A 23023-nucleotide genomic window follows, 5' to 3' on the forward strand; every position below is an offset into this window, starting at 1 on the left:
GGGAAAGAGTAGCGGTACATCGCCGCATAGCTGCTGGCTCCCGCGTGGCGCCCAAGGAGCAGTGCACCGCAGCCCCGCACGCCGATATGGCGAACGGGGCCTTTTTGTTTTGCCTACTTGAATGGGACTACCCGCCGGCCGATATATAATTTAATATACCAACTGTGATGCAAATCACTATCCATACCCTAGAAAAGGTGGGCATACATCATGTACAAAGTCGAATCGCTGGAGCAGCTGATCGCTGCCGTTCCGGTATTCAAGGCAGCCGTGCCTGCCGATCTATCCATCGCGGTATGCGATCTGGAGAAATTTATCGCCTATTGGCCCGGGGACAATATTGATTTACAAATTTACGCCGGCCAGTTGCTGCAGGCCGAAGAACCGCTGACCCTTGCGATTACAAGCAACACCACGCTCCGGGCGGAAGTACCGGCCGAATTTTATGGATTCGAGTTTACGGGAACGGCAACTCCGGTCCAGAATCTTGAAGGAGCGGTTATCGGCGGAATTGCCATCCAGCTCCGGCGACACCAGGAACTGCGGAATATTGCAGAGCAAATTTCCTGTTCGCTGACGGAAGCCAGTACACGGCTCGGACATGTAGCCGAAGGCTCCAATCAATTGGCCGATTTCTCCCGGCAGCTGCTCTCGCTGGCGCGCAGGAGCGGCGACCAGGTGAACCAGACCGATAAAGTCGTGACAATGATTAAAAATGTCGCCAGCCAGACCAACCTGCTGGGCATCAATGCTGCAATCGAAGCGGCCCATGCCGGGGATAAAGGACGGAGCTTCGGGGTCGTTGCCCAGGAAATCCGCAAGCTGTCGAATGAGACGGTGGACTCCACGAAATCGGTTCAAGAGACCCTGATCGCCATTAAATCGGTAACGTCGCAGATGGGTATCTCGATTGAGCAGATTGCCGCGATTGTACAGGATCAGGCGTTATCTTCCGAGCAGATTTCCTCGTTTATCTATAACATTCGAGAAATGTCGGAAAAGCTCAATGAATTTGCTAAAGATTTATAGAATAATGTCGATAATTGTAGAACAATGACTTTTTATGTCCACTTGTCTTTTTTTCGCTCCGCCCTCACAATGGGAGTATTGTATCGATACTAGAAGGAGCATGTACGGATGAGTAACGTAATCGCAAGAAATAAAGTAAGAGTTCTCGGGGAGGGGAAGCGCACGATCGTCATGGCTCATGGCTTTGGCTGCGACCAGACGATGTGGCAGTATATCTCCCCCGCTTTTTCCGGGGATTACCGGCTGGTGCAGTTTGATTACGTCGGTTCGGGCAATTCCGATCTTAGCGCCTATAGCCCCGAACGCTACGGCACCTTCCGCGGCTATGTACAGGACTTGCTCGACGTCATTGAAGCGCTGGAATTGACCGAAATCATTTTCTTCGGGCATTCCGTCAGCTCGATGATCGGCATGCTCGCTTCCATCGAACGTCCGGAGCTCTTTTCATCCATGGTAATGATCGGGCCATCCCCGCGTTACCTGAATGACGGCGAGTATTTCGGCGGGTTCGAACGGAGCGACATTACCGAGCTGCTGGACATGATGGAGATGAATTTCAGCGGCTGGGCCAGCTTTATGGCGCCGCTTGCGATGAACAGCCCGGAGCGTCCGGAGCTGGTAAAGGATCTGGAACAGAGCTTTATTACCGCCGACCCGGTCATTACGCGGGAATTTGCCGAGGTTACCTTCTTGTCCGACCACCGGAGCGCCGTTGCCGAAGCCAGCATCCCCACATTGATTCTGCAGTGTTCGGATGACAGCATCGTCCCTATTCAAGTAGGTGAATATTTACACCAAAATTTGCGCGGTAGCGAGTTCCGGCTGATGGAAGCCAAAGGCCATTACCCGCATATCAGTCATCCCGAAGAGACCATTACGTTAATTAAAGCGTATCTTCAGCATATCGGCTAAAAGATCAAGCAGTATTGCGAGGGCATGAACCATGGATGAACGCTTGGAATATGCCCCGTGCGGGTATATTTCCATTACGCATGAAGGCATTATTACGGAGGTTAATCAGACTTTTCTGGATACGATGGGCTACGCGCGCCAGGCACTCCTGCAGAAGCATGTGGATTCCTTAATGTCGAAGGCCAACCAACTGGTCTTCCATTCTTATTTCTATCCCAACATCAACCTGCACAGACATGTGGACGAATTGTTCATCAGCCTGAAAAACAGCGATGGGGCCTCGGTCCCGTATATCCTTAACGGACGGCGTTTCGAAATCGGCGGCGTGGAGGTTATCGATTGCGTGCTTGTTCCGATGAGTAAACGCATCGATTATGAACAAGAGCTGCGTACGGCCAAAAAGCAGATCGAAGATGCTTACTGGGAGAAAGATCAGGCCCTTGCCAGCCTGAACCAGCTTCATGCCGAGATCAAGCAGAAGCAGGCTGAGCTCATGGAGCTGAATTCCATTCTGCTGGAGCTGTCTACCACCGACAAGCTTACCGGGCTGAAGAACCGCAGATATTTTGAAGAGGCGCTGGCCTGGCAGATCGCGCGCTATGAAGATTCCAAGGTTCCTTTTTCGCTGCTCATCATCGATATCGATCATTTTAAATGGGTAAACGATACCTTTGGGCATCCGGCCGGTGATCGTGTGCTCGAGAAGCTCGGCAGCCTGCTCAAATTTCACTCCCGGGAAAAAGATACCGTCGCCCGTTTCGGCGGCGAAGAATTCGTGCTGATCCTTCCGGATATGAACGCCGATGAAGCCCGGCTGGTGGCCGAGAATCTCCGGCTGGTGACGGCTTCGGCAGCCTGGGAAACCGGAAGATTGACCATCAGTGTCGGCAGCTCCACCTTTACGGAAGGCGATTCGGCAGAAATTCTGCTCGAACAAGCGGACAGCGCGCTTTATGCCTCCAAAGCAAACGGTAGAAACCGGGTGACGCACAGCCTGGAGCTATCTGCAAAACCCCTTTATTAGGGGTTTTTATTATGCTTAAAAATGAATATAAATTCACAGAAGAAATTAAAAAATGCCCACTCCCTTTTCTTGAATCGACAAGATTCTAGTTTTCCTTCCGCCCCACTGATGAGAGGTGATACATTTTGCATAAATATGAAGTTTATTCTTCAAATTTCGACTAAATTTTGCTATTATTAAATCTGCAATACTCTCACAGCGAAAGAGGCGATCATGAATGGCATTATTGAGGTCCGGCAACAAGAAAACAGCAAAACTATCATTAGCAGCTAGCGCGCTGCTGATATTCTCCGCGCTACTTCAACCGCTAGGGGGTGGAAAAGCCTATGCAGCCGCTGAATTTAAATTTTCCGGGCTCAGCACGTGGGTTAATACAAATGATAAGAGTTTAGAAACCACGTTTTCCAGCATGGCTGCAACCGACGGTAAGGTTTACATTCTGGACAGCCAATATAATATTCATGAATATGGACGCATCAACGATGAAGTCGTCGAAGCCAACAACACCAATAACACTTCATTGCCGGTGGATCTAATAAAAATAACAGGGAGCTTTACTTCTCCAACCGGCGATTTGGCCGCAGACGGCAACGGGAATCTTTATGCCATCACTTCCGCTGATTGGGGCCAAGGTAGATACGTATATAAGTTGACGCCTAACGTAGATGGAACACTTTTTACTTTGAGCACGATAAGCACTGGAGTTCCTACGGCAACGGCGTTCACCTCAGATAAGGACGGAAACCTGTATTTAGCCACCAACTATGGAGAAGTATTCAAATATTCCTTGAGCAGCAGCAATTGGTCTCCCATTGATATTGACCACCAGCTTGATGGTTCAACTGTCGTCAATCTCGATCCTTTGTATAATATCAATGATATGGTGGTCACTCCCAATTTCCTTTATATCTCAGATAATGCGGGAATATGGAAGGTGGATCTCGCAACCGGTTACCGGACTTCACTGGCTTCTCCTGATCCTGGTCATTTTTCCCCTCGAAGCATCGCAGTTGATAATTATGGGGTCCTCTATGTTCTAGAAGGTGTACGCGATTCTATTGATAAAACACGGTTATACCGTACGGAAGGATCGGGATGGGTCCAACTGGTAAGCGATGGCCCTACGCAAGCAGAGACGCTGGCCGTCGATTCTCGTTCTGAAGTATATTCAAATATGGCCATCCAAGAAGAGTATGATCTCTACAAACTTCGAACCCAAGTGTCCTATGACGGTAACGGCGCAACAGGTACTGTTCCTGTAGACAACAACTTCTACGGTCCTGGGGCAACCACTGCTACCGTCTCAGACGGAGAAGGCTTAACGAAAGAAGGTTTTACTTTAGCCGGCTGGAGCCTTACGCCGAATTCCCCGGTTGCTGATTATTTGCCCGGCGCAACGATCCGGCCGACTAAAAATGTTACCTTATATGCGGTTTGGTCCAATGGCGGCAACTCGAACCCGGATACCGGCACCAATCCTAACTCCGGATCCAATTCCGGTTCTAACACCGGCAGCAATACAGGTACAACTACTCCGACTGCTACTGCTTCGCCAAGCGATAACGTCCAGGTTCTGGTCAACGGCAAAGCCGAAAGCATCGGCAAGTCGAATACCACCACGAGCGGCAGCACTAGCAAAACTACGATTACGATTGATCCCGTGCAATTGCAGGCAAAGCTTAGCGCAGAAGGCCGCAATGCAGTCGTAACCGTGCCGGTAACTTCGGCTTCGAATGCATTTGCCACGCAGCTCAGCGGCGATATGATGAAAAATATGGAGGACAGCTCTGCTACGCTTGTTCTCCAAACCAGCAAAGGTACTTACACGCTTCCGGCTAACCAGATCAGCGTGAATACGCTGGCCATGCAATTGGGAGCCGGCACGGACCTTAGCAACATCACGTTCCAAGTCAACATCAGCGATTCGGACAGCGCCACTTCGCAGATTGTGAATCATGCAGCAAGCAATGGAGGCTTTACGCTGGTCACCGCACCGCTTGATTTCAACGTGACCGCTTCTTACAACGGCAACAGCAAAGAAATCAGCCTGTTCAATACGTATGTAAAACGGACTGTACCGCTGCCGCTGGGCGTTGACCCGTCCAAGATCACGACAGGGATCGTTGTAAATGCCGACGGCTCGGTACGCCATGTGCCGACTGAAGTCGTTAGCATTGACGGCAAATACTACGCGCAGATCAACAGCCTTACAAACAGCACTTATTCCGTCGTTTGGCATCCGGTTACGTTTGCCGATGTCGCCAATCACTGGGCGAAGGATGCCGTAAACGACATGGGCTCCAGAATGGTTGTCACCGGAGCGACTTATGATACCTTCCTGCCGAACGCAGACATTACCCGCGCCGAATTTGCCGCCATCGTCGTCCGCGGCTTAGGCTTGCCGGTCAATGCAGGCACCTCCGCCTTCACGGATGTGAGTGCAGGTGCATGGTATGCCGGAGTCGTAAATACAGCGGCTGCCTACGGTCTGATCACGGGATTTGAAGATAAGTCCTTCCGTCCGAACGACAAGATCACCCGTGAACAGGCAACCGCGATCCTGGCCGACGCGATGAAGGTAACCGGTCTCGCCAATACGGCAACTTCGGCCAATGCCGATGCCGTACTCGCCGGGTTTGCCGACAGCGCAAGTATCGGAAGCTGGGCGAAAAACAGCGTCGTCAGCGCAACTCAAGCGGGGCTGGTCAGCGGACGCGACGGCGGCAAGCTGATGCCGAAAGCGAACATCACGCGCGCCGAAGCCGCAACCTTAATTCAGCGTCTCCTGAAAAAATCCGATTTGATCTAATTTATCACTTGAATCCTTGATGCAAAAATAGGGACAGCCCCGCAGGTCATTCGCATGACCGCGGGGCTGTCCCTTTGCTATTTATGACCGATAGTAGAATTCCTGCTCCAGGTCGGCGAGAATTCCCGGGTGCACCGGCTGCCAGCCGAGCAACGCTTGCGTGAGCTTGCTGGATGCCGGCACATCCTGCGCCGCAAAATGCGCCAGCCAGCCGAAGTGGCCGGCCGCTTCGGGCGGCGATATGCAGATGGCCGGCAAGTCCAGCCGGCGGCCGACCGCTTCCGCGATGGCGCGAAAGCTCACGCCTTCATCGCCGATCGCGTGCAGCCGGGCGCCGGCCGGCGCCGACTCCAGCGCGAGCCGGTACAGCCGCGCGGCATCCAGCCGGTGCACGGCCGACCAGCGGTTCGTGCCGTCGCCGACATAGGCGGACGCGCCCGCTTGAAGCGCCGTGCGGATGACGGCGGGCAGGAACCCGCTGCGGTCGCCTTCGCCGTGCACCGAAGGCGGCAGCCGCACCACCGACACGCGCACATCCGCGTCGGCCAGCTTCAAGCCCGCCTCCTCCGCGGCGGAGCGGTGTTTAACCGCAGATCCGCCGTCCGGCTCGTCCGCTTCCGTGCACACCCGCCCTTTCGCCAGGTGAGAAATCACGGAGGTGACGACGAGGGGCTTTCCAGTCCCCACGAGTGCAGCGCCAAGCGCCTCAACGGCCAAAACATCCAGCTCCCCGGCCGCGGACATATTGCCGAAATCATGATTATAAGCGGTATGGATGACGCCCTCCGCGGCGGCCGCGCCGCGTTTCAGGCTGTCCGGGTCGTCCAGCGAGCCGCGGTGCACGTCGGCGCCCGCCGCAAGCAGCGCCTGGGCCGCCTGCTCCGAACGGGCAAGACCGATCACCCCATGACCCGCAGCCAATAACTCCTGTACAATGGCAGAGCCGATAAAACCTGTTGCTCCGGTAACAAAAACGCGCATATCCAAAGCCTCCTTGGCGATTGCTTAATCAAGTGCCTTGAATCAAGGCCGACTTTATTATAAGGCGCGTGTTATCCCCAAGCTTGCCTGTTCCGCGCTGCTTTTTGCCTATTTCGCCGAAATTCCAGGACCGGCTGTTTCCGCTAGAAAGGCGGCGTTTGCTGCCGCAAACCCGCGATATCCCGTTTTGGCGGGCTACCGAAAAACTTACTGTATTCCCGGTTAAACTGGGAATTGCTGATATAACCAACCTGCTGCGCGGCAGCATTCGCATCCAGCGCGCCGGAAATCATTAAGCGTCTCGCTTCATGCAGGCGCAGCGCCTTCTGGTATTGCAGCGGACTCATGGACGTGATGCTCTTGAAATGCTCGCGGAATGCAGATTCGCTCATATGCGCGAGATCCGCAAGTTCCGCAATTTTGACCGGCTGGGCATAGTTGTCCTTCAGCCAGCCGATTGCTTGACTCACCCGGTTCACGCCTGAATCCGCCAGCCCGATTTCCGCGACACGGCCGCCCATCGGGCTGCGAAGCACGCGAATCAGGATTTCCTCCATGGTGAGCGGCGCCAGCCACTGGACATCGCTTGGGCTCGCCAGGCATTCCATCAAACGGGATAAAGCTTTTATCAGGCCCAGATCCGCTTCCAGAAGATAACCCGTCCCCCGCTTTGCAGCAGCAGGCAAGCCTTGCGGATACAGCTTCAGGACCAGCCCGGCGATTTGCTGCGGGTCGAGCCGCAGTTTCACGCCGAGAAACGGCTCAGTATAGCTGGCCTCTGTCGCTTTCATCGCAATCGGCAGGGCAACCGGCAGCATGAGCATGCCGGACCGGCCGAAGGCATATACCTCATGCCCCACGGTAACGGTTTTTGCCCCCTGGGCGGCAATCAGCAGCGCAGGCCACTCAAAAACCTTCAAATATTCCACATCCGCAGCGGAGAACCGGCTGGCCTGCACACCGGGAATGCTCAGGTCGAACGTGCCGTCGAACGGGGCATGGGCTGCAATCAGCCGTGCCAGCCGTGCCGTTTCCGCAGCGAGCAGTTCCTTGCCTCCGGCATGAATAGACGAAGGCGCATGTTCCGGCCGAGTAGTCATCTTTTTCACAGCCACCTCTCAAATTCACCTGCTGCTCAGGCGTGATATGCTTGTAATCTTGCGCATCTGATTATATATTTAGATCAATATGCAACCCATTGAACCCATATAATCTTCAATACTACCATATAGCAAGAAGGTGCAGCCTGTTGGCATTGGAGTCATGGATCGATCTGATACTATGCTTTATCCTCTTTCTTCTGCTCATATACATATTTGTTTCCGTTAACATCACGAAGCTACATAAAGTGTACCTCGGTTTTCATCTGGCGATGATGATCTGGCCTTACTGCCAATTTGCGATCCGCACGGCGGACGCTCCGATATATCAGCTGTTCTATGTAAAATTGGCCTTTGTAGACTGCGCCCTCCTGACGACCGGCTGGGTATTCTTCACCATTCTCCTCTCAGAGCAATACCAGTATTTGAAGCGCAAATTCGTGCTGTTCCTGCTGATTCCGCCCATCCTGTCCTCCATCGGCGTTATTCTCAATCCGTATGGCTGGTTTGTCCGGCCGGTGGACGGGCATTACATCGAACGGTTGTATGGCCCGTTCTTCTGGTTTATTCTGGCGAGCCTGATTTTCCATGCCGTCGCGTCATTATACATTATCTATAAGGCGCTTATATCCGATCAGGTGACCCGGATCAAAAACCAGGTCCTTTACATGCTGAAGGGCATCGTGTCCGTCACCGTCTGCCTGCTGCTCGACATCTTTCTGAACGTTGTACTGGACCCGTATTTACCCGTCATCCCAGGGTTTACTTCGCTGGGGATATTAATTTCGGCAATATTTTTCGTCATTACGATTCATCAGGATAAAGTGTTCGATATCGTCACGATCGCCCATCAGGACATCATCGACACCCTTGAATACGGCATACTGGTTCTGGACGATCAGGAGAAGGTGGTCGAGATCAATCAGGCGCTGCATCCGTTCATGAGCCTGAAGACCGGCGACCGGTTCGAGCTGTCCTGCATTCTGCCTGGCGGAGCCAACGCCTTTGGGCATTTTCTCAGGCATTACCGGGATTTCCCGCTGGAGACGGCCGAAATTGAGCTGTTCCATCCGGACATTCAAATGTACGTCAGTATCCATGCCGCACCGATCCTGGTGAATACCGTCCGGGTCGGACGCATTCTCACGTTCCAGAACATTACCGAACTGCGGCGGCTGATCGACGAGACCCATCATCAGAACACCATTTTGCAGGAACGGAATCAGTCGCTCGTGAAGGTTCAGGAGGAGCTGTATCAAACGAACCGCAAACTGACCAAAATGGCGATTACCGATAGTCTGACAGGCTGCTATAACCGGCATTATCTGACCCAGCATCTTGAAAGTGAAGTCTCCCAGAGCCGCCATGAGCCGTTTCCTTGCACACTGATCCTGATCGACATCGACTATTTCAAAGCGGTCAACGACCGCTACGGCCATCTGGCGGGCGATGCGGTCATTTGCGGCACGGTGGAAGTGCTTCGGCAGACGCTGCGGCCGCAGGATATCCTCGCCCGGTACGGCGGCGAAGAATTTCTGATTTATTTACCGGCGACCGGGGAAACGCAGGCCCGGCGCATCGCTGAATCTCTGAAGACCAATATCGAACGCAACCGGATGTATATCGACCATTTCGAGCAGCCGATTTCGGTGACGATCAGCATGGGGTTGCTGGGTGTGGGCGATTTCACCGCCGGTCCGGCCAAAGATCCTTCCGCCTACCTGAGCGAACTGTTTAAATCGGTGGACACAGCGCTCTATAACGCTAAGCACCAGGGCCGCAACCGGATCGTAGCCGCGGAGGGATAACCTCTACTATAGCGCAAGGCCACCCTCATGCGGGGAAACTCCGCGTAAGGGTGGCCTTTTACATAGTACTTATCTCGGCAATGCTTGATACAGCTTGCGGACCAGCACGATCTGTCCAATATGATAGGCATTATGCGTCACTACATTGCTGATGATCTCCCACCAGCGGGCCGGCTCCGGAAAGCCGTCCACTTCGGCTTCAAGGCGCTCTTCGGAGAGCAGCGGGTGCCACTGCAGCAGCACCTCCAGCAGCCTGTCGCGAAGCTCCGCATAAGCGATTTCTGCGGGAACGATAAAGCTGGCGTCGTTGCTCGCGATCCGCGGGACGGCATTTACATGCCCTTCCCGGAACCGGGTCTGCCATGTTTGATTCCAGTACAGCAGATGCTGCGTCAGTTCCGCGATGCTGAACAGTCCTGCGGCAGGCTTCCAGAACGCCTGCTCCTCGGTCACTCCTTGGGCGGCCTGCATAAACGGCAGATGCCAGCTAGGATCGTTGGCGCCCGCCAGCAATTGATTGGCAAGCACATCTTTGGCATGAACCATGGAGTCCCTCCCTTTATTCGCCGGGATACCGCAAGCCCCACTGGCCGCGCACCAGATCCAGCAATTTCATCAGCGCCAGCGACTCATCCAGCGGGATGACCGGGCTTTCAGTCAGGCCGGCTTCCAGGCAGCGTCCGACTTCTTCCGCTTCAAAGGAATAGCCGATCGATTCGCGGTCATCCTCGAACCGTTCAGCCCGTTCGCCGCCGATGTACAGCTCGGCCGCTTTCGGATTCACCAGCGTGCCCTTCACCACGATGTAACCCTCCGTACCGAAGATAAATGCCTCTTCCAGCATTTTCAGGCGTACGCCGCCGCCGAGCATTGCCGATTTGCCGCCGCCGTAATCGAGCAGCAGCGAGAAATGCTCATCCACTCCGGTCTCCCCGATATGCGCCGTGCTGTAGACCTGCTCCGGATGCGGGCCGAAAATCATGGATGCAAAAGACACCGGATAAATGCCGACGTCCAGCAGTGCGCCCCCGCCCAGCTCCGGATTCAGCAGGCGGCCCTGCGGATTCCAGTCGGCCCGGAACCCAAGGTCGGCTTTGACGGTGCGGACATCGCCGATCACGCCGGAAGCGATCCATTCTCTTACCTTCACGTTGGCCGGGATAAACCGGCTCCACATCGCTTCCATCAGGAACAGCTTTTGCCCGCGGGCATAAGATACGATCTCTTCAAGCTCCGCGCTGTTGACGGTAAACGGTTTTTCGCAAAGTACGGCTTTGCCGGCGCGCAGCGCGAGCAGCGCATTGTCTTTATGGAACGGATGCGGCGTTCCGATGTAGACGGCGTCCACCTCCGGATCGTTGACCAGCTCCTCGTATGTAGCGTATGCGACCGGAATGCCATGGTTTTTGGCAAACTCGTCTGCGCTTTCCTGATTGCGCGAACCTACGGCATAAGCGACACCGTTATGGGCATGCGCCAGGTCGGTCGCGAATTGATGGGCAATCCAGCCGGTGCTGAGAATTCCCCATTTTACAGTGAATGCTTGTTCTTGGGTCATATGGTTACTCCTCCTTGGAATCGCTGTCTTTTTGATTCTATCAAATTTCCCGATTAAACCATAGCCAGCAATGCCCAGCTTCCCAGCACCGAGAAGGCTGCCGTCACCAGCAGGATCGCCCCGTTCCACAGCCGGTTAATGGCCGCGATATTTTGGATATAGCTCTGCATGAACGTTTTTCGCAAAATCAAATGAAGGAGTTTCATCATGGCCAGACCGCCCCAGCCCAGGAGGCCCAGCAGCAGCACCTCAAAGCTGGATTTCTCGACAAAACGGTCCGGAATCCGGCCGTTGTAATGAATCGGCACCTTGGCGGGCAAATAAGAGTACAGCACAAAATACAGCAGCAGCGGAACCGCGCCGATGAGCAAGCTTACCAGCAGGGTTGTTCTCACCTTTAGCATCAAGTACGCCTCCCCATGGGTCTTCTCTTATAAGAATTATCGGAATGGATCAGGTGATATCCAATCTTTTTCTGAAAAATAGTCCCTCCGACGCAAGCACTAGGCTCGCTCCCGGCCCGCATGGTATAATCACTTGCAACTATGGAATGAAAGCTGATCGATAACGGAGGATAATGATGCTGACCTTTGAACAAAAACTGGAGATTCTCGATTCATACCCGGAACTGGAGCGGAAAAACGTCTCCCTCGGCCGGGTGAACTATCACTTTGAGGAAAGCCGCCACGAGAAAAAGACGGTCGCTTACCATCTGCATCCGAACGGCAACGGTTTTGTGTATGCCGGCCTGCTAAGCGGCTACGAGATGGATGACAAAGGGCTGGTGAACATCCGCGACTATACCGAGGAACAATTGCGCGAGCTGCTGGACCGGACGCTGGACGCCCTCTCCTCCTATGTCCCGCCCGAAGCGTCGGCCTCCAAGAAGAAAAAGAAAGCGCCGCAGGAGTCGGCTTGGATCAACAGCGACGGCCACACGCTCAGCCTCCGGCGGGAGGAAGACCTCTGGTATCTGTATGCCGGTTTGAACCTGGAGATGGCCTTCGAAACCTTCCAGGAAGCCGAGGAATATTTGCAGGAAGAAGGATTCGCTCCGGTAAAAGGATAAGCCGGGGAGCCGTCACGAAAATTCCAAATGGACGCGCCGGGGCTCCGAATCATATACGAAAGCGCTTAACAATAGGATTAGGTAAAGAGGATGGTCCACTTCCCAAGGAAGAAGCGTGAGAGCTTATGAGCTTTGAACTCATTGATGCCACAATCCCGGAAATCCAGGCGGCGCTGGAGTCGGGCGAACTCACCTCCAGGCAGCTTGTCCTGATGTACCTGGAGCGCATTGCCGAGCATGACAAAAGCGGCCTGACCGTCAACTCCGTGCTGGAGATCAATCCCGATGCGCTGTTCATCGCAGAGGCACTGGATGCGGAGCGAACACTGCAAGGGCCACGCGGACCGCTGCACGGTATTCCGGTGCTGCTGAAGGACAATATCAACACCGGCGATAAAATGCATACGAGCGCGGGTTCCCTGGCGCTGGCGGACTCGTACGCCCCGGAGGATGCTTATCTCGCGGCACGGCTGCGCGAAGCAGGGGCCATCCTCCTCGGCAAAGCCAACATGACCGAATTCGCCAACTTCATGACGACCGGCATGCCTTCCGGCTACAGCTCGCGCGGCGGACAAGTGCTCAATCCGTACAACATTTCCCATCCGACGGGCGGCTCCAGCTCCGGTTCGGCCGTGGCGGTCGCCTGCAATTTCTGCACAGTGTCCGTCGGCACCGAAACCTCCGGCTCCATCCTCAACCCCGGCAATCTCGGGTCGGTCATCGGCCTTAAGCCGACGGTCGGCTTAATCAGCCGGACGGGCATTCTCCCGTTGTCGAACACCCAGGATACCGCCGGGCCGATGGCACGGACGGTCACTGACGCCGTACTGCTGCTGAACACGATGCTCGGCGCCGACCCGCAGGATGCGGCCATGGGCAAAGGCGCCGGCCGGCGCCACGCCGATTATACGGCCTTCCTCGATCCGGACGGCCTGAAAGGCGCGCGCATCGGAATTCCGCGCGACTATTACTTCGAAGAAGTGACCGAGGAGCAGCTGGCGCTGTTCAATGCCTCCGTGGAGAAAATGCGCGACCTAGGCGCGACGATCGTCGATCCGGCAGACATCCCCACGGCCCGCGAGATCAAATACTCATCGGTCGTGCTCAACGAGTTCAAGACGTCGCTGAACGCTTATCTGGCGAAGCTCGGCCCCGGTGCACCGGTGCGCACGCTGAAGGATATTATCGCCTTCAACCACGCCCATCCGGTCGAAACGCTGCGTTACGGCCAATCGACGCTGCTTGACGCCGAATATACGACCTCGGGCCGGCTGACCGAAACGCAGTACATCCGCGACCGGCTGACCGATCTGCGGCTGTGCAAGGAGCAGGGCATCGACGCCGTCATGGCGGAGCACCGGTTGGATGCCTTGCTGTTCCCTGCCGATTTCGGCGCACGCATTACCTCGAGAGCCGGCTACCCGTCGATCGTGGTGCCTTCCGGCTATACGAAGACGGGCGTGCCGTTCGGCGTCGCGTTTGCCGCGCGAGCCTTCGAGGAACCGGTGCTGATCCGGCTGGCTTACGCCTTCGAACAGCATACCCAAGTGCGCAGGCCGCCTTCGCTGCGCAGCTTTATATGAGAGCCGTCCGTCCCCTGCCCGGACGGACGGCTCCGGCGGGATCGCGGCGCGTTTATTCGGCCGCGATTCCCATATGGCGGTTGCCCGCGTGCGACAGCCCCCAGGTCCGCACTTCATAGGCGCGGATGCCTGTCCGCACGTACGGATCGCGCTCAGCAATCCGGACCGCTTCATCGCGCGAGTCCGCACGGACAATGACCATGCCGCCCGGGGCATCGCTGAACGGCCCGCACAAGACCAGCTGTCCGCTTCGTTCAAGCTCCTGCAGATGGGCGACATGCCCCCGGATAATGTCCATATCCCGCCGGTCCTGCGCGGTCGGCGTCAGCAAAATGACATAACAAATATCTTCTTCATATCCGGCACCGCTCAATGCACGTTCCCCCTATTCATAATCCGCCCTGTTCTCCTCGTCGGCAATGCTCTGAATCTCTTCCGCATAGATCAAATAGACAGCGTAGCCTTCCTCCACCTGCTTTTTCAACGACCGCTCCTTCATGTATTTCGGACTGCCTTCTGCTGCTTCCTCATCGTAAAAGAGCAGGATTCCATCGCTTTTCCGCAACAGCAAATCGTCCCGGGCCCGGAACTGCCAGCTTCCTTCGTACGGTGCCTTGCTGACCGGCGCGCAGTAATCTGCCCTGGCAAGAATCCGCCGGTATTCCTGCTGCTTCTCCTCCTTCCACCGTTCCTCGGGCGCCGCATGCGCGGTAATGATGCCCAGCTTCAGGCCGGGGTAATCTTCCTGCAGCTCCAGCACCGCTTCGCAGGCCCACAGGTCCACGCCGTATTGCCCGGGGGTAATGACCCATTCCAGGCCCTCGTCGAGCAGGGGAATCAGGCGGCGTTTGATCGCCTTTTTTATATACGGCACCGCGGCGTGTTTGCTGTCGTAAATGCCCAGCTCATGCGCGCGGTAACCGGTTACGAGTATTGTCTTCATGTTGTGCCGCCTCTTTCCGGTTCACGGAAAATCGTTATTTTTGGATATGTATACTATATCATGCCGGACCGGCGTTTCTTAGGCAAACTTTCAGCTAAGATTAAGCTTTCTTTTATCGGCGTCTGATATATTATGCTCATGTAGATGTACTGGAAATTTGAGGAGGAACCGATTCTGATGAAAAAAACTGTCCCTTATCTGATGGCCGCCGGCCTGATGGCTGCGGTCCTGCTGTCCGGCTGCGGCGCAAATAGCGACAATGCCGCTTCCGCTGCGGGCGGCGGGCAAAAAGCGCAAACGCAAACCGGCAGCGCTGCACAAAACGGACAAGCCGGCGGGCGCGGACAAAACGGCATGAACGGGTTCATGAATATGAACCTTGGCAAAATCAAAAGCATAAACGGCAATACCATCACGGTGTATACCGCAGAGATGCCGTCAGGCATGAGGCAGGGCGGCAACGGCGGAAATGGCCAAGGCGCTGGCGCGGACGGGCAGCAGGGTACGCCGCCGGAAGGCGGTCAGGCGTTAGGCACTGAAGGCGGCAACAGCCGGGGCGCCGGGGCAGGCGGCCAACGCGGGGGCGGCCAGGGCGGCTTCGGGGGCGGACGCATGCAGCAAAATTTCTCCGAGGAGACGACGGATATTACCGTCGGCAGCGACACCCAGATCGTATCGGTGACCTTCGACAACAATGAACAGAAGGAAACGGCGCTAAGCCTGGCGGATCTGAAAGCCGGCGACGTCATCCGCTATACGCTGAAGAGCGATTCCACCGAAACCGAGAAGATTACGCTTGGCGGTTTCGGCGGTGGAGGCGGTGGCTTCGGCGGCGGTCCAAACGGCGGCGGCAACGGCGCTCCGGGCGCGGATACGGGAACGGATACTGGAGCGGATTCGGGAGCAGGGGCGTAGACAGGCGGCTGAGCCGAGGGCGGAAAAGGCAGAGAGTCGAATGCGGAAGAAAACGAGGAGAAAGCAAACTCGGAGAAAGCAAACATTAAACAAAGACGACTTTATCAGGAGCCGAAGCTCCCGATAAAGCCGTCTTTTTCATTTCCGATGTGCAGCGAAGGTTGCTGCGTTTAGTTTTTAGTTCTTCTCCGTCAGGATCAGCAGTCCCCGTCCCGGAACAACGGCTGTACCGCTGAAGGTTTGGCCAGTCAGCAAGTCGACGCGTTCAGCGGCACCGATCTCTGCCTTGAGATCTTCCGGCTGATGGTTGAGCAGGAACAGGTACGGCACGCCATTTTTCACGCGCTGTACCGACTCAATGCCTTCCGGCGCGGCAACAAGCGGCTGAATGCCTTGCTCTTCGCTGACAGTAGCCAGGAAATCACGCAGGAACGCCGCTTCCGGGCTGCTGGCGATATAATACGCTTTGCCTTCGCCAAAGGAATTGGCGGTGAGCACCGGCATGCCTTTATAGAAGTCGGAGCCGTACTGGGCAAGCACCTCAGCGCCTTCGGCGTGAATCAGGTCGCACAGCATATTGCATTTGTACACGCCGCCTAGGCGTCCCCATGTCCCGTTCATGACGATTTCATTGCTCATCTCCGGCAATAGCGCGTCGATTTCCTCGGCCCAGATGCCGAGCACCTTGCGCAGTTCGCCTGGATAACCGCCGACGGTCACGAGGTCGTTTTCGTTGACGATGCCGCTGAAGAAGGTCGTGATGAACGTACCGCCCGCTTTGACGAACGCTTCTACTTTTTCCGCAAAACCAGGTCTTACCATGTACATTACCGGTGCAATGACGATTTTGTATTTGGACAGGTCCTCTTCGATCCCGATCATGTCGGCTTCGATGTTTTGCTGGTACAGCGCATCGTAATATTTGTGAATTTCATTCACGTAGTTCAGCGCTACCGAAGGACCGCTCGACAGCTCGACCGCCCAGCGGTTTTGCCAGTCGTACACGATGCCGATCTGCGCCGCACTGCGCGCATCCAGCAGCGTATCGCCCAGTTGCTCCAGCTCTTTGCCGAGCTGCGCGACCTCCCGGAACACGCGGGTATGCTCATGGCCGACGTGCTCGATTACCGCACCGTGGTACTTCTCGCAAGCGCCGATGGAGCGGCGGAGCTGGAAGAACATAACGGTATCCGCGCCGCGCGCCACCGCCTGATAACTCCACAGACGCATGACGCCCGGACGCTTCAGCGAGTTGTACGGCATCCAGTTTTGCTGGCTCGGCGTCTGCTCCATGAGCATGAACGGCTGGCCATTCTTGAGGCCGCGCATGAGATCATGCGTCATGGCCGTAAAGCTGACTGGTGTATCGAGCGCCGGGTAGTTGTCCCAGGAGATAACGTCCATATATTTTGCCCATTCAAAATAGTCCAGCTCCGGATAGAAGCCCATCAGGTTGGTCGTGATCGGCACGTTGGTGCTATGCTCTTTGATGGCGTTGTACTCCAGTTTGTAGCATTCCAGCAGGCTGTCGGACATAAAGCGGCGGAAGTCGAGGGAAATGCCTTGGAAGTTCGTGCGGTTTCCGTTCCACTCTTCGCTCAGCTCGCTCGGCAGCACGATTTCTTCCCAGTCATAGAACGTATGCCCCCAGAAGCTGGTGTTCCAGGCGCGGTTCAGGTTGTCCAGGGTGCTGTAACGTTTTTGCAGCCAGACGCGGAACGCGGCTTCCGATTGTTCGGAATAGTCATATCCGCCGAATTCATTGGAAATATGCCAAGCGACCAGCGCCGGGTGATCCTTGTAACGCTCCGCCAGCTTGCCGGCCAGCTTGGTTGCAAATTTGCGGTAGACCTCAGAGTTCGGATTGGAGTTGTGGCGTCCGCCGAATTTGCGCTTGCGGCCTTGCACGTCGACGCGGGTCACTTCGGGATAGCGGTGGGCCATCCACGCCGGATGCGCGCCGGTGGCCGTCGCCAGGCAGACATAGGTTCCATTTTTATATAAACGGTCCATCAAGGCGTCAAGCCCGGAGAAATCATAGGTGTCCTCGGAAGGCTGAATCAGCGCCCAGGAAAAAACATTGATCGTCGCCACATCGATTCCGGCCAGCTTAAACATCCGTTCATCTTCGGCCCACACCGGAGCGTCCCATTGCTCGGGATTGTAATCTCCGCCATACCAGATCTTTGGCAGCTTATCGTTGATCACGTTGTGCACATCCTTTATAGTATAATTATATTCCCATTGTACTTTCTTCACGTATCCCTTTATATATAAAATATTCGCGCTTGCATATAATAATCCGGAACATATTGATGTCTTGAAAAAGCAAGCTCGCAGCAGGAGAGGATTCCTTTGCTTACCCCCGGTCACCGGCGTATCGTGTTCGCCCAGGAAGACGGCCATACGCTGCCGGTCATGCTCGACAACCTTGGGTACAATCCCCAGCAGGAGGATATTTCCCGGCCGGAAGGCTACTATGCTTTTCATTGGCTGCAAACCGCACAAGGCGCAGGCATGATTGAATTCGACAATAAAAAGCATGCCCTGACCCCGGGCAGCGGCGTCCTGCTGCTTCCGGGCACTCCCCACCGCTACGAATCGGTGTCCTCCCAGCCTTGGGAGACGTATTATCTTACGTTCGCCGGGGGCTCCGCCGGCCAGATTCTCGAATCGCTCGGCATGCTGGACAACGCCCTGTACCGCTGGGAGCAGGAGTCCCCGCTGACGCTGATGTTGAAGGACATGCTGGACCGTTACGACCTGGACAGCGACATCCTCGGGATCGGCGCGTCAACCGAAGCCTATCATTTCCTGCTTACCTTAAACAAATACGGGCAGTGGCATAAAAGCTCCGCCATTTCCCGCAACGTGGATAAGCTGCAGCCGCTGCTCAAATGGATGGATACCGTATTCGCCGATCCCGATATCGGCCTGGACGACATGGCTGCACGGCTGGAGGTCTCCGGCCGGCATCTCGGCAGCCTGTTCCTGCAGACCTTCGGCCTGTCTCCGTATGCCTATCTTCTCCGGCTGCGCATCCGCAAAAGCAAAGAGCTGCTCGTCACCCGCTCCGACCTGACGGTCAAGGCGATCTCGCAGCTCGTCGGCTTCCGCGACGTCAGCCATTTTGTCGCCACCTTCCGCAAGCAGGCGACGGTGACGCCGGAGCAGTTCCGGCGGCTGCATTAACCAGCCGGGAACGGCGGGTTGCGGGTGGGAAGCGGCGGGGTACGGGCCAGAGCGGCGGGTTGCGGGCGGAGAGCGACGGCAACCATGAAGGCGCCAAGGGCCTTGCGGCAGGTGGGCAAAAGGCCGCGGTGATAGCGCGTAAATAACGGCATTTCTGCCGTTATTTACGCGCTATCACTTTTCATTGTATTTCGTACAATGAAAAGCGCACATATGCTTGATTTTTTTCATTTCGTTGCAGTTTGTACAACGGATAGTTGGTTTTAGCGCGATATGAGCCTGTTTTCCCCCGTATCCGTTGTACGAAGTGCAACGGATTTGATATTTGGGCGATTTTTAAGCTAATCCATTGCACTAAATGCAACGGCAGCCTGTAACAGCTAAACCAAGCCCGCCCCACACTTAAGCTAGCCCATCCTTATCACTCACTAGTCCTTCATACGCCCGATCAACTTTTATCCTCCACACCAGCAGCCCCATCCCTGACGCCAGGGATGGGGCTATCAAAACTTCTATTCCGGCAGCTCCAGAATCTCCACGCCGAACGGCGCGAGCGCAAGCTCGCCTGCCGGCACCTCGCCGCCGCCCAAGGCACGGCGATAACCCGCGGGCAGCGTGACGGTCTGCGTCACGCGGTTCAGGTTGAGCAGGAAGAGGAATCGCCCGCCCGGCCCGCGGCGGACGGTGGCCTGCACGCCGTCCGGCAAGCCGGCGAAGCGCTGCAGCTCCTGCTCCCCGGCCAGCCGGGCCAGCAGCGCGGTCCAGTAGCTTTCTTCGGCAAACGTGCCGAAGTAGTACACCTGGCCCGCGCCGAAGCGGTTGGCCGTCACCGCCGGAATGCCGGCGAAGAAATCGTCGCCGTACCAGGCGACCGGCTCGGCCGTATCCGGCGTCAGCAGGTCGCACCACTGGCTGCAGGCATAGGTGCGGCCTTCCCCGTCGACGAGCGCATGCGTCTCCCGTCCGACGGGATCGTATTCGGCGACGGTCACGCCGGCCGCGCGGCTCAGCAGTCCCGGCAGCGGCGACATGACGCATAGGTTGTCCGGGTTCTTAACGCCCGTACGCGGGGTCAGCAGCAGCGTACCCCCGGCTGCCGCGAAGGCCTCAAGCTGCGCAGCAAGCGGCTCATCCAGCACGTACAAGCTCGGCGCAATCACCAGCTTGTATCCGTCCAGCGGCTCGCCGGCATGAATGACATCGCAGCCGATGCCCAGTTTGGTTAAAGAACGGTGCACCAGCTTGATGTTCTCGTAATAGTCAAAGCCTTCGGCCTGCGGCTGAATATCGAGCGCAACCTTCTGCTCATGCGAGTGCAGGATCGCCACTTCATGCTGCAGTACGCTGCCTTTCAGCCGTTCGCTCAGTTCGTTCACCTCGCCGCAAAGCCCGGCGAACTCGGCGAACCGCCGGCCCGGCACATTGCTGTGATCGATCAGCCCGTGCCAGAACTGCTCCGCGCCGGCGACCGCGCTGCGCCAGCGGAAATGCACCACCGTATCCGCGCCTCGGGCGATGGCTTGCCAGACATAGGCGCGGATCATCCCGGGATGCGGCGTGCGCCACATCGGCATCCAGCAGCCCGGCGAGCCGCTGAGCTGCTCCATGATCCAGAAGTTGCGGCGTTTGATGCCGCGCGTCACATCCAGGGACAACGCCCCGCTGTAAGGGGTCGTCTCCTGCTTGAGCGGCGAAGTGTTCGGATAGTAGTCGAACGAAGCCACATCCAGCGCCGCGCCGACCGCATATTGGTCCAGCCGCTGCGGATAGCTGTGAAAATTATGGGTGATGAAATGCTCCGGGCAATACTGCCGGATCAGGTCGATCTGCTCCTGCTGGAAGCTGACCACCGCATCCCACTGGAAGCGCTGATAGTCCAGCAGCAGCGACGGGTTCTGATGCGGCGAACCGCCGTAAGGAACCGTCAGCTCCTCCCACGTGCCATATTCCCCGCTCCAAACCACCGTACCCCAGGCCGCATTCAATGCCGCCAGCGAATCGTATTTCGCCCGTACCCAAGCCCGGAACGCTTCGTTGCAGGCATCGCAGTGGCAATCGAGCATGCCGAACTCATTGTCGGTCTGCCAGCCGATGACCGCCGGATGACCGGCATACCGCCGGGCCAGCTCCGCAGTGATCCGGGCACCGAACAGGCGCAGCGAGCGGCTGTTGTAGCAGCGGTGATGACGGACGCCAGGGTGAAACGTCCGTCCGTCGGCAAAGACCGGCAGCACATCCGGATAGGCCGTCGTCAGCCAGCGCGGCGGCGTTGCCGTGGGCGTGCCGATAACAACCTGCAGGCCGTATCTTGCCATCAAATCCAGCGAACGGTCCAGCCAGGCGAAATCATAGACGGCTTCGGCAGGCTCCAGCCGGCTCCAGGCAAATTCCCCGACGCGGACCACCTTGACTCCGGTTTCTTTCATTAGCGAGATATCCGCTTCCCACATGGACTCGTCCCAATGCTCCGGATAATAATCTACGCCGATCTGTACATTGTTCATCTTATCGCGCATGTAATCTTCCTCTCCCGTTGGCCCCTATTCAGGTTCCTCTCTATTGTTCACGTTTTACGCCGAGATTTATATATAAAATTCGCGAAATGAGAGCCGTTATGCAGAAAAAGGCCCCCGCCGCCAGCGTAATCGCTGGGGCGGAGGCCGCTGTTAATGAGCATCCCGCCCAGGTGCGAGCCGGACGGAATGCTCTTTATTGCTTGCTTATTTCTTCAGTTTATCCCATGCGGCTTGCATGCCTTTTTCCCAGCCGGCTTCGTCTACTTTGCCTGCGATCAGCTGTTGGATCACGCTGGCGAATTCTTGCGTTACGCCATCAGGGAATTTGGACGATTGCAGTCCGTATACTTTGCCTTCTTTAACATAGCTGTCCACGTCGGCACCCAGTGCGCCGATATCTTCCGGTGTGGTTTGGATGGTCGACAGCGCAGGAATGAACTTCCATTTTTTCGTAATGTATTCTTTACCCATATCGGAAGTCACGAGCCAGTTAAGGAACGTTTTCGCTTCTTCTTTGGAAGAAGAATCTTTGTTGACCACGAGGTTGGCTGGAACGCCGACCGTCATTTTGTCGTTTTTCTCGGCATCATCGTTGATTGGCATTGGGAACATCCCGATGTTCATGCCCGGTGTAATGTTGTCCACCAGCGTTTGTGCCCAGTTGCCTTCTTGCATCATTGCAGTTTCGCCGCTGGCGAACATGGCCAGATGCGTGTTGGCATCCGTAGTCAGCGGGTTCTTTTGGCCGTATTTCACAGTCAGGTTCAGCAGGTTGCTCCAGTCTTTGAAGACTGGGTTGCCTACGATCGTGCTTGTACCGGCGTTCAGGCCGTCGATGAATTCGTTGACGTTGTCTTGTTGGGCGAAGGCTACGCTGATGCCTTGGTTACCCAGCAGCCACCATTCCTGATAAGCGTTGCCGAATGGCGTTACGCCGATGGCTTGCAGCTTTTTCGCGTCTTCTTCCAGTTCGCTGATGGTCTTAGGCGTATTGGTAATGCCGGCTTTGGCGAACAGGTCTTTATTGTATACATAACCGATACCTTCAAGGTTCATCGGCATGCCGTATGTTTTGCCGTCTTTGGTCATTGGCTCGGCTGCGAGAGGAATCAGATCCTTAACCCAAGGCTGGTCGGACAGGTCTTCCAGCTTGTCCTGCCAGAGTGCCATTTCGGCATAACCGCCATTCGAGAAAATGTCAGGCGCATCGCCGGAAGCGAATTTCGTTTTCAGCGCTGCCGCGTAGTCTGCGCCGCCGCCGACGGTTTGGATGTCGAGCTTGATGTTCGGATATTCTTTTTCGAATTCAACCTTCAGTTCGTTCAGGCCTTCCACGATTTCGGTTTTGAATTGGAAAATTTTAACCGTCTTCACTTCTCCCGAAGTGTTGCCAGCGCTTCCATTTTGTGCGCTGTTTGAAGCATTGTTGGCAGTATTGCCGGAAGCATTGTTATTGGAGTTGCCGCCGCAAGCCGCCAATGCAACGGACATCAGCAGGGCTGCGGACATCACTGCCGCGGAACGTTTTCTAAGCATGTTTGTTATCCCCCTATAAAATATGATTGATCTTGAATGCTATTTGGA

The 23023-nt window shown here is 55.9% G+C and carries 19 protein-coding genes; 9 read left to right on the forward strand and 10 right to left on the reverse strand.

The genetic code is table 11. From position 1 onward, the window contains the following. The first annotated feature begins 210 nt into the window (after positions 1 to 210). The 4 genes from BMW84_RS14595 to BMW84_RS24845 all read left to right on the forward strand — a co-directional run bounded on the left by BMW84_RS14595 (position 211) and on the right by BMW84_RS24845 (position 5774). Positions 211 to 1029: a methyl-accepting chemotaxis protein gene (locus tag BMW84_RS14595; RefSeq protein ID WP_091069622.1), complete on the forward strand. Its 819-nt coding sequence runs from the start codon at positions 211 to 213 to the stop codon at positions 1027 to 1029. Between the two features lie 108 nt (positions 1030 to 1137). Further along, complete coding sequence (locus tag BMW84_RS14600; RefSeq protein ID WP_091069623.1) at positions 1138 to 1941, forward strand: alpha/beta fold hydrolase; 804 nt, start codon at positions 1138 to 1140, stop codon at positions 1939 to 1941. A 31-nt stretch (positions 1942 to 1972) separates the two neighbouring features. Further along, complete coding sequence (locus BMW84_RS14605; protein WP_091069625.1) at positions 1973 to 2965, forward strand: sensor domain-containing diguanylate cyclase; 993 nt, start codon at positions 1973 to 1975, stop codon at positions 2963 to 2965. 1174 nt (positions 2966 to 4139) lie between these two features. Further along, positions 4140 to 5774 (forward strand): S-layer homology domain-containing protein, encoded by a 1635-nt coding sequence (locus BMW84_RS24845; protein WP_175498821.1) that lies wholly within the window; start codon positions 4140 to 4142, stop codon positions 5772 to 5774. Positions 5775 to 5855: 81 nt separating this feature from the next. Here BMW84_RS24845 and BMW84_RS14615 read toward each other — a convergent pair whose 3' ends face one another. Both BMW84_RS14615 and BMW84_RS14620 read right to left on the reverse strand, forming a co-directional pair. Continuing rightward, positions 5856 to 6755, reverse strand: a complete 900-nt coding sequence (locus tag BMW84_RS14615; protein ID WP_091069628.1) for an SDR family oxidoreductase — start codon at positions 6753 to 6755, stop codon at positions 5856 to 5858. A gap of 143 nt (positions 6756 to 6898) precedes the next feature. Continuing rightward, a complete protein-coding gene (locus BMW84_RS14620) occupies positions 6899 to 7855 on the reverse strand; it encodes an AraC family transcriptional regulator (RefSeq protein WP_091069630.1) in 957 nt (318 codons plus the stop codon). Positions 7856 to 8004: 149 nt separating this feature from the next. Between BMW84_RS14620 and BMW84_RS14625 the strand changes: the two genes are divergently transcribed. Further along, positions 8005 to 9663, forward strand: a complete 1659-nt coding sequence (locus BMW84_RS14625) for a histidine kinase N-terminal 7TM domain-containing diguanylate cyclase (RefSeq protein ID WP_091069632.1) — start codon at positions 8005 to 8007, stop codon at positions 9661 to 9663. A 69-nt stretch (positions 9664 to 9732) separates the two neighbouring features. Here BMW84_RS14625 and BMW84_RS14630 read toward each other — a convergent pair whose 3' ends face one another. From BMW84_RS14630 to BMW84_RS14640, 3 genes are read right to left on the reverse strand one after another with little or no spacing between them, the layout of a single operon-like run. Then, positions 9733 to 10209 (reverse strand): DinB family protein, encoded by a 477-nt coding sequence (locus BMW84_RS14630; RefSeq protein ID WP_091069635.1) that lies wholly within the window; start codon positions 10207 to 10209, stop codon positions 9733 to 9735. Positions 10210 to 10222: 13 nt separating this feature from the next. Next, positions 10223 to 11221 (reverse strand): Gfo/Idh/MocA family protein, encoded by a 999-nt coding sequence (locus BMW84_RS14635; RefSeq protein ID WP_091069636.1) that lies wholly within the window; start codon positions 11219 to 11221, stop codon positions 10223 to 10225. A gap of 53 nt (positions 11222 to 11274) precedes the next feature. Continuing rightward, positions 11275 to 11625: a DUF1648 domain-containing protein gene (locus tag BMW84_RS14640; RefSeq protein ID WP_091069637.1), complete on the reverse strand. Its 351-nt coding sequence runs from the start codon at positions 11623 to 11625 to the stop codon at positions 11275 to 11277. Positions 11626 to 11801: 176 nt separating this feature from the next. On the opposite strand from BMW84_RS14640, the gene BMW84_RS14645 reads away from it, so the two are divergent. Both BMW84_RS14645 and BMW84_RS14650 read left to right on the forward strand, forming a co-directional pair. Beyond that, the gene (locus BMW84_RS14645) at positions 11802 to 12290 is read left to right on the forward strand and encodes a hypothetical protein (protein WP_091069639.1); all 489 of its coding nucleotides are present in this window, start codon (positions 11802 to 11804) and stop codon (positions 12288 to 12290) included. A gap of 125 nt (positions 12291 to 12415) precedes the next feature. Next, complete coding sequence (locus tag BMW84_RS14650; RefSeq protein ID WP_091069641.1) at positions 12416 to 13873, forward strand: amidase family protein; 1458 nt, start codon at positions 12416 to 12418, stop codon at positions 13871 to 13873. A 52-nt stretch (positions 13874 to 13925) separates the two neighbouring features. Here BMW84_RS14650 and BMW84_RS14655 read toward each other — a convergent pair whose 3' ends face one another. Together BMW84_RS14655 and BMW84_RS14660 are read right to left on the reverse strand one after the other, a co-directional pair. Continuing rightward, entirely contained in the window at positions 13926 to 14246 is a 321-nt protein-coding gene (locus BMW84_RS14655) for a YciI family protein (RefSeq protein ID WP_217646134.1), read from the reverse strand. A gap of 12 nt (positions 14247 to 14258) precedes the next feature. Next, entirely contained in the window at positions 14259 to 14816 is a 558-nt protein-coding gene (locus BMW84_RS14660) for an SLOG family protein (protein ID WP_091069642.1), read from the reverse strand. Positions 14817 to 14993: 177 nt separating this feature from the next. Between BMW84_RS14660 and BMW84_RS14665 the strand changes: the two genes are divergently transcribed. Then, positions 14994 to 15731 (forward strand): hypothetical protein, encoded by a 738-nt coding sequence (locus tag BMW84_RS14665; protein WP_091069644.1) that lies wholly within the window; start codon positions 14994 to 14996, stop codon positions 15729 to 15731. A 177-nt stretch (positions 15732 to 15908) separates the two neighbouring features. Here the strand turns inward: BMW84_RS14665 and BMW84_RS14670 are convergent, their stop codons facing one another. Beyond that, positions 15909 to 17939: a beta-galactosidase gene (locus tag BMW84_RS14670; protein ID WP_091069645.1), complete on the reverse strand. Its 2031-nt coding sequence runs from the start codon at positions 17937 to 17939 to the stop codon at positions 15909 to 15911. 147 nt (positions 17940 to 18086) lie between these two features. Here BMW84_RS14670 and BMW84_RS14675 point away from each other — a divergent pair, with 147 nt between their 5' ends. Beyond that, positions 18087 to 18923 carry an AraC family transcriptional regulator gene (locus BMW84_RS14675; RefSeq protein ID WP_254772992.1) on the forward strand — a complete coding sequence of 279 codons (837 nt, stop codon included), beginning with the start codon at positions 18087 to 18089 and terminating at the stop codon, positions 18921 to 18923. 512 nt (positions 18924 to 19435) lie between these two features. On the opposite strand, the gene BMW84_RS14680 is transcribed toward BMW84_RS14675, so the two are convergent. Beyond that, positions 19436 to 21439, reverse strand: a complete 2004-nt coding sequence (locus BMW84_RS14680; protein WP_091069647.1) for a beta-galactosidase — start codon at positions 21437 to 21439, stop codon at positions 19436 to 19438. Between the two features lie 204 nt (positions 21440 to 21643). Further along, complete coding sequence (locus tag BMW84_RS14685) at positions 21644 to 22975, reverse strand: ABC transporter substrate-binding protein (RefSeq protein WP_091069648.1); 1332 nt, start codon at positions 22973 to 22975, stop codon at positions 21644 to 21646. Positions 22976 to 23023: the final 48 nt, after the last annotated feature.

The organism is Paenibacillus sp. NFR01 (assembly GCF_900111565.1).
Classification (GTDB): domain Bacteria; phylum Bacillota; class Bacilli; order Paenibacillales; family Paenibacillaceae; genus Paenibacillus_AQ.

Coding starts and splice junctions, on each gene's coding strand:
- BMW84_RS14595 (WP_091069622.1), top strand. CDS start 211: ATGTACAAAGTCGAATCGCTGGAGCAGCTGATCGCTGCCGTTCCGGTA.
- BMW84_RS14600 (WP_091069623.1), top strand. CDS start 1,138: ATGAGTAACGTAATCGCAAGAAATAAAGTAAGAGTTCTCGGGGAGGGG.
- BMW84_RS14605 (WP_091069625.1), top strand. CDS start 1,973: ATGGATGAACGCTTGGAATATGCCCCGTGCGGGTATATTTCCATTACG.
- BMW84_RS24845 (WP_175498821.1), top strand. CDS start 4,140: ATGGCCATCCAAGAAGAGTATGATCTCTACAAACTTCGAACCCAAGTG.
- BMW84_RS14615 (WP_091069628.1), bottom strand. CDS start 6,755: ATGCGCGTTTTTGTTACCGGAGCAACAGGTTTTATCGGCTCTGCCATT.
- BMW84_RS14620 (WP_091069630.1), bottom strand. CDS start 7,855: ATGACTACTCGGCCGGAACATGCGCCTTCGTCTATTCATGCCGGAGGC.
- BMW84_RS14630 (WP_091069635.1), bottom strand. CDS start 10,209: ATGGTTCATGCCAAAGATGTGCTTGCCAATCAATTGCTGGCGGGCGCC.
- BMW84_RS14635 (WP_091069636.1), bottom strand. CDS start 11,221: ATGACCCAAGAACAAGCATTCACTGTAAAATGGGGAATTCTCAGCACC.
- BMW84_RS14640 (WP_091069637.1), bottom strand. CDS start 11,625: ATGCTAAAGGTGAGAACAACCCTGCTGGTAAGCTTGCTCATCGGCGCG.
- BMW84_RS14645 (WP_091069639.1), top strand. CDS start 11,802: ATGCTGACCTTTGAACAAAAACTGGAGATTCTCGATTCATACCCGGAA.
- BMW84_RS14650 (WP_091069641.1), top strand. CDS start 12,416: ATGAGCTTTGAACTCATTGATGCCACAATCCCGGAAATCCAGGCGGCG.
- BMW84_RS14660 (WP_091069642.1), bottom strand. CDS start 14,816: ATGAAGACAATACTCGTAACCGGTTACCGCGCGCATGAGCTGGGCATT.
- BMW84_RS14665 (WP_091069644.1), top strand. CDS start 14,994: ATGAAAAAAACTGTCCCTTATCTGATGGCCGCCGGCCTGATGGCTGCG.
- BMW84_RS14680 (WP_091069647.1), bottom strand. CDS start 21,439: ATGCGCGATAAGATGAACAATGTACAGATCGGCGTAGATTATTATCCG.
- BMW84_RS14685 (WP_091069648.1), bottom strand. CDS start 22,975: ATGCTTAGAAAACGTTCCGCGGCAGTGATGTCCGCAGCCCTGCTGATG.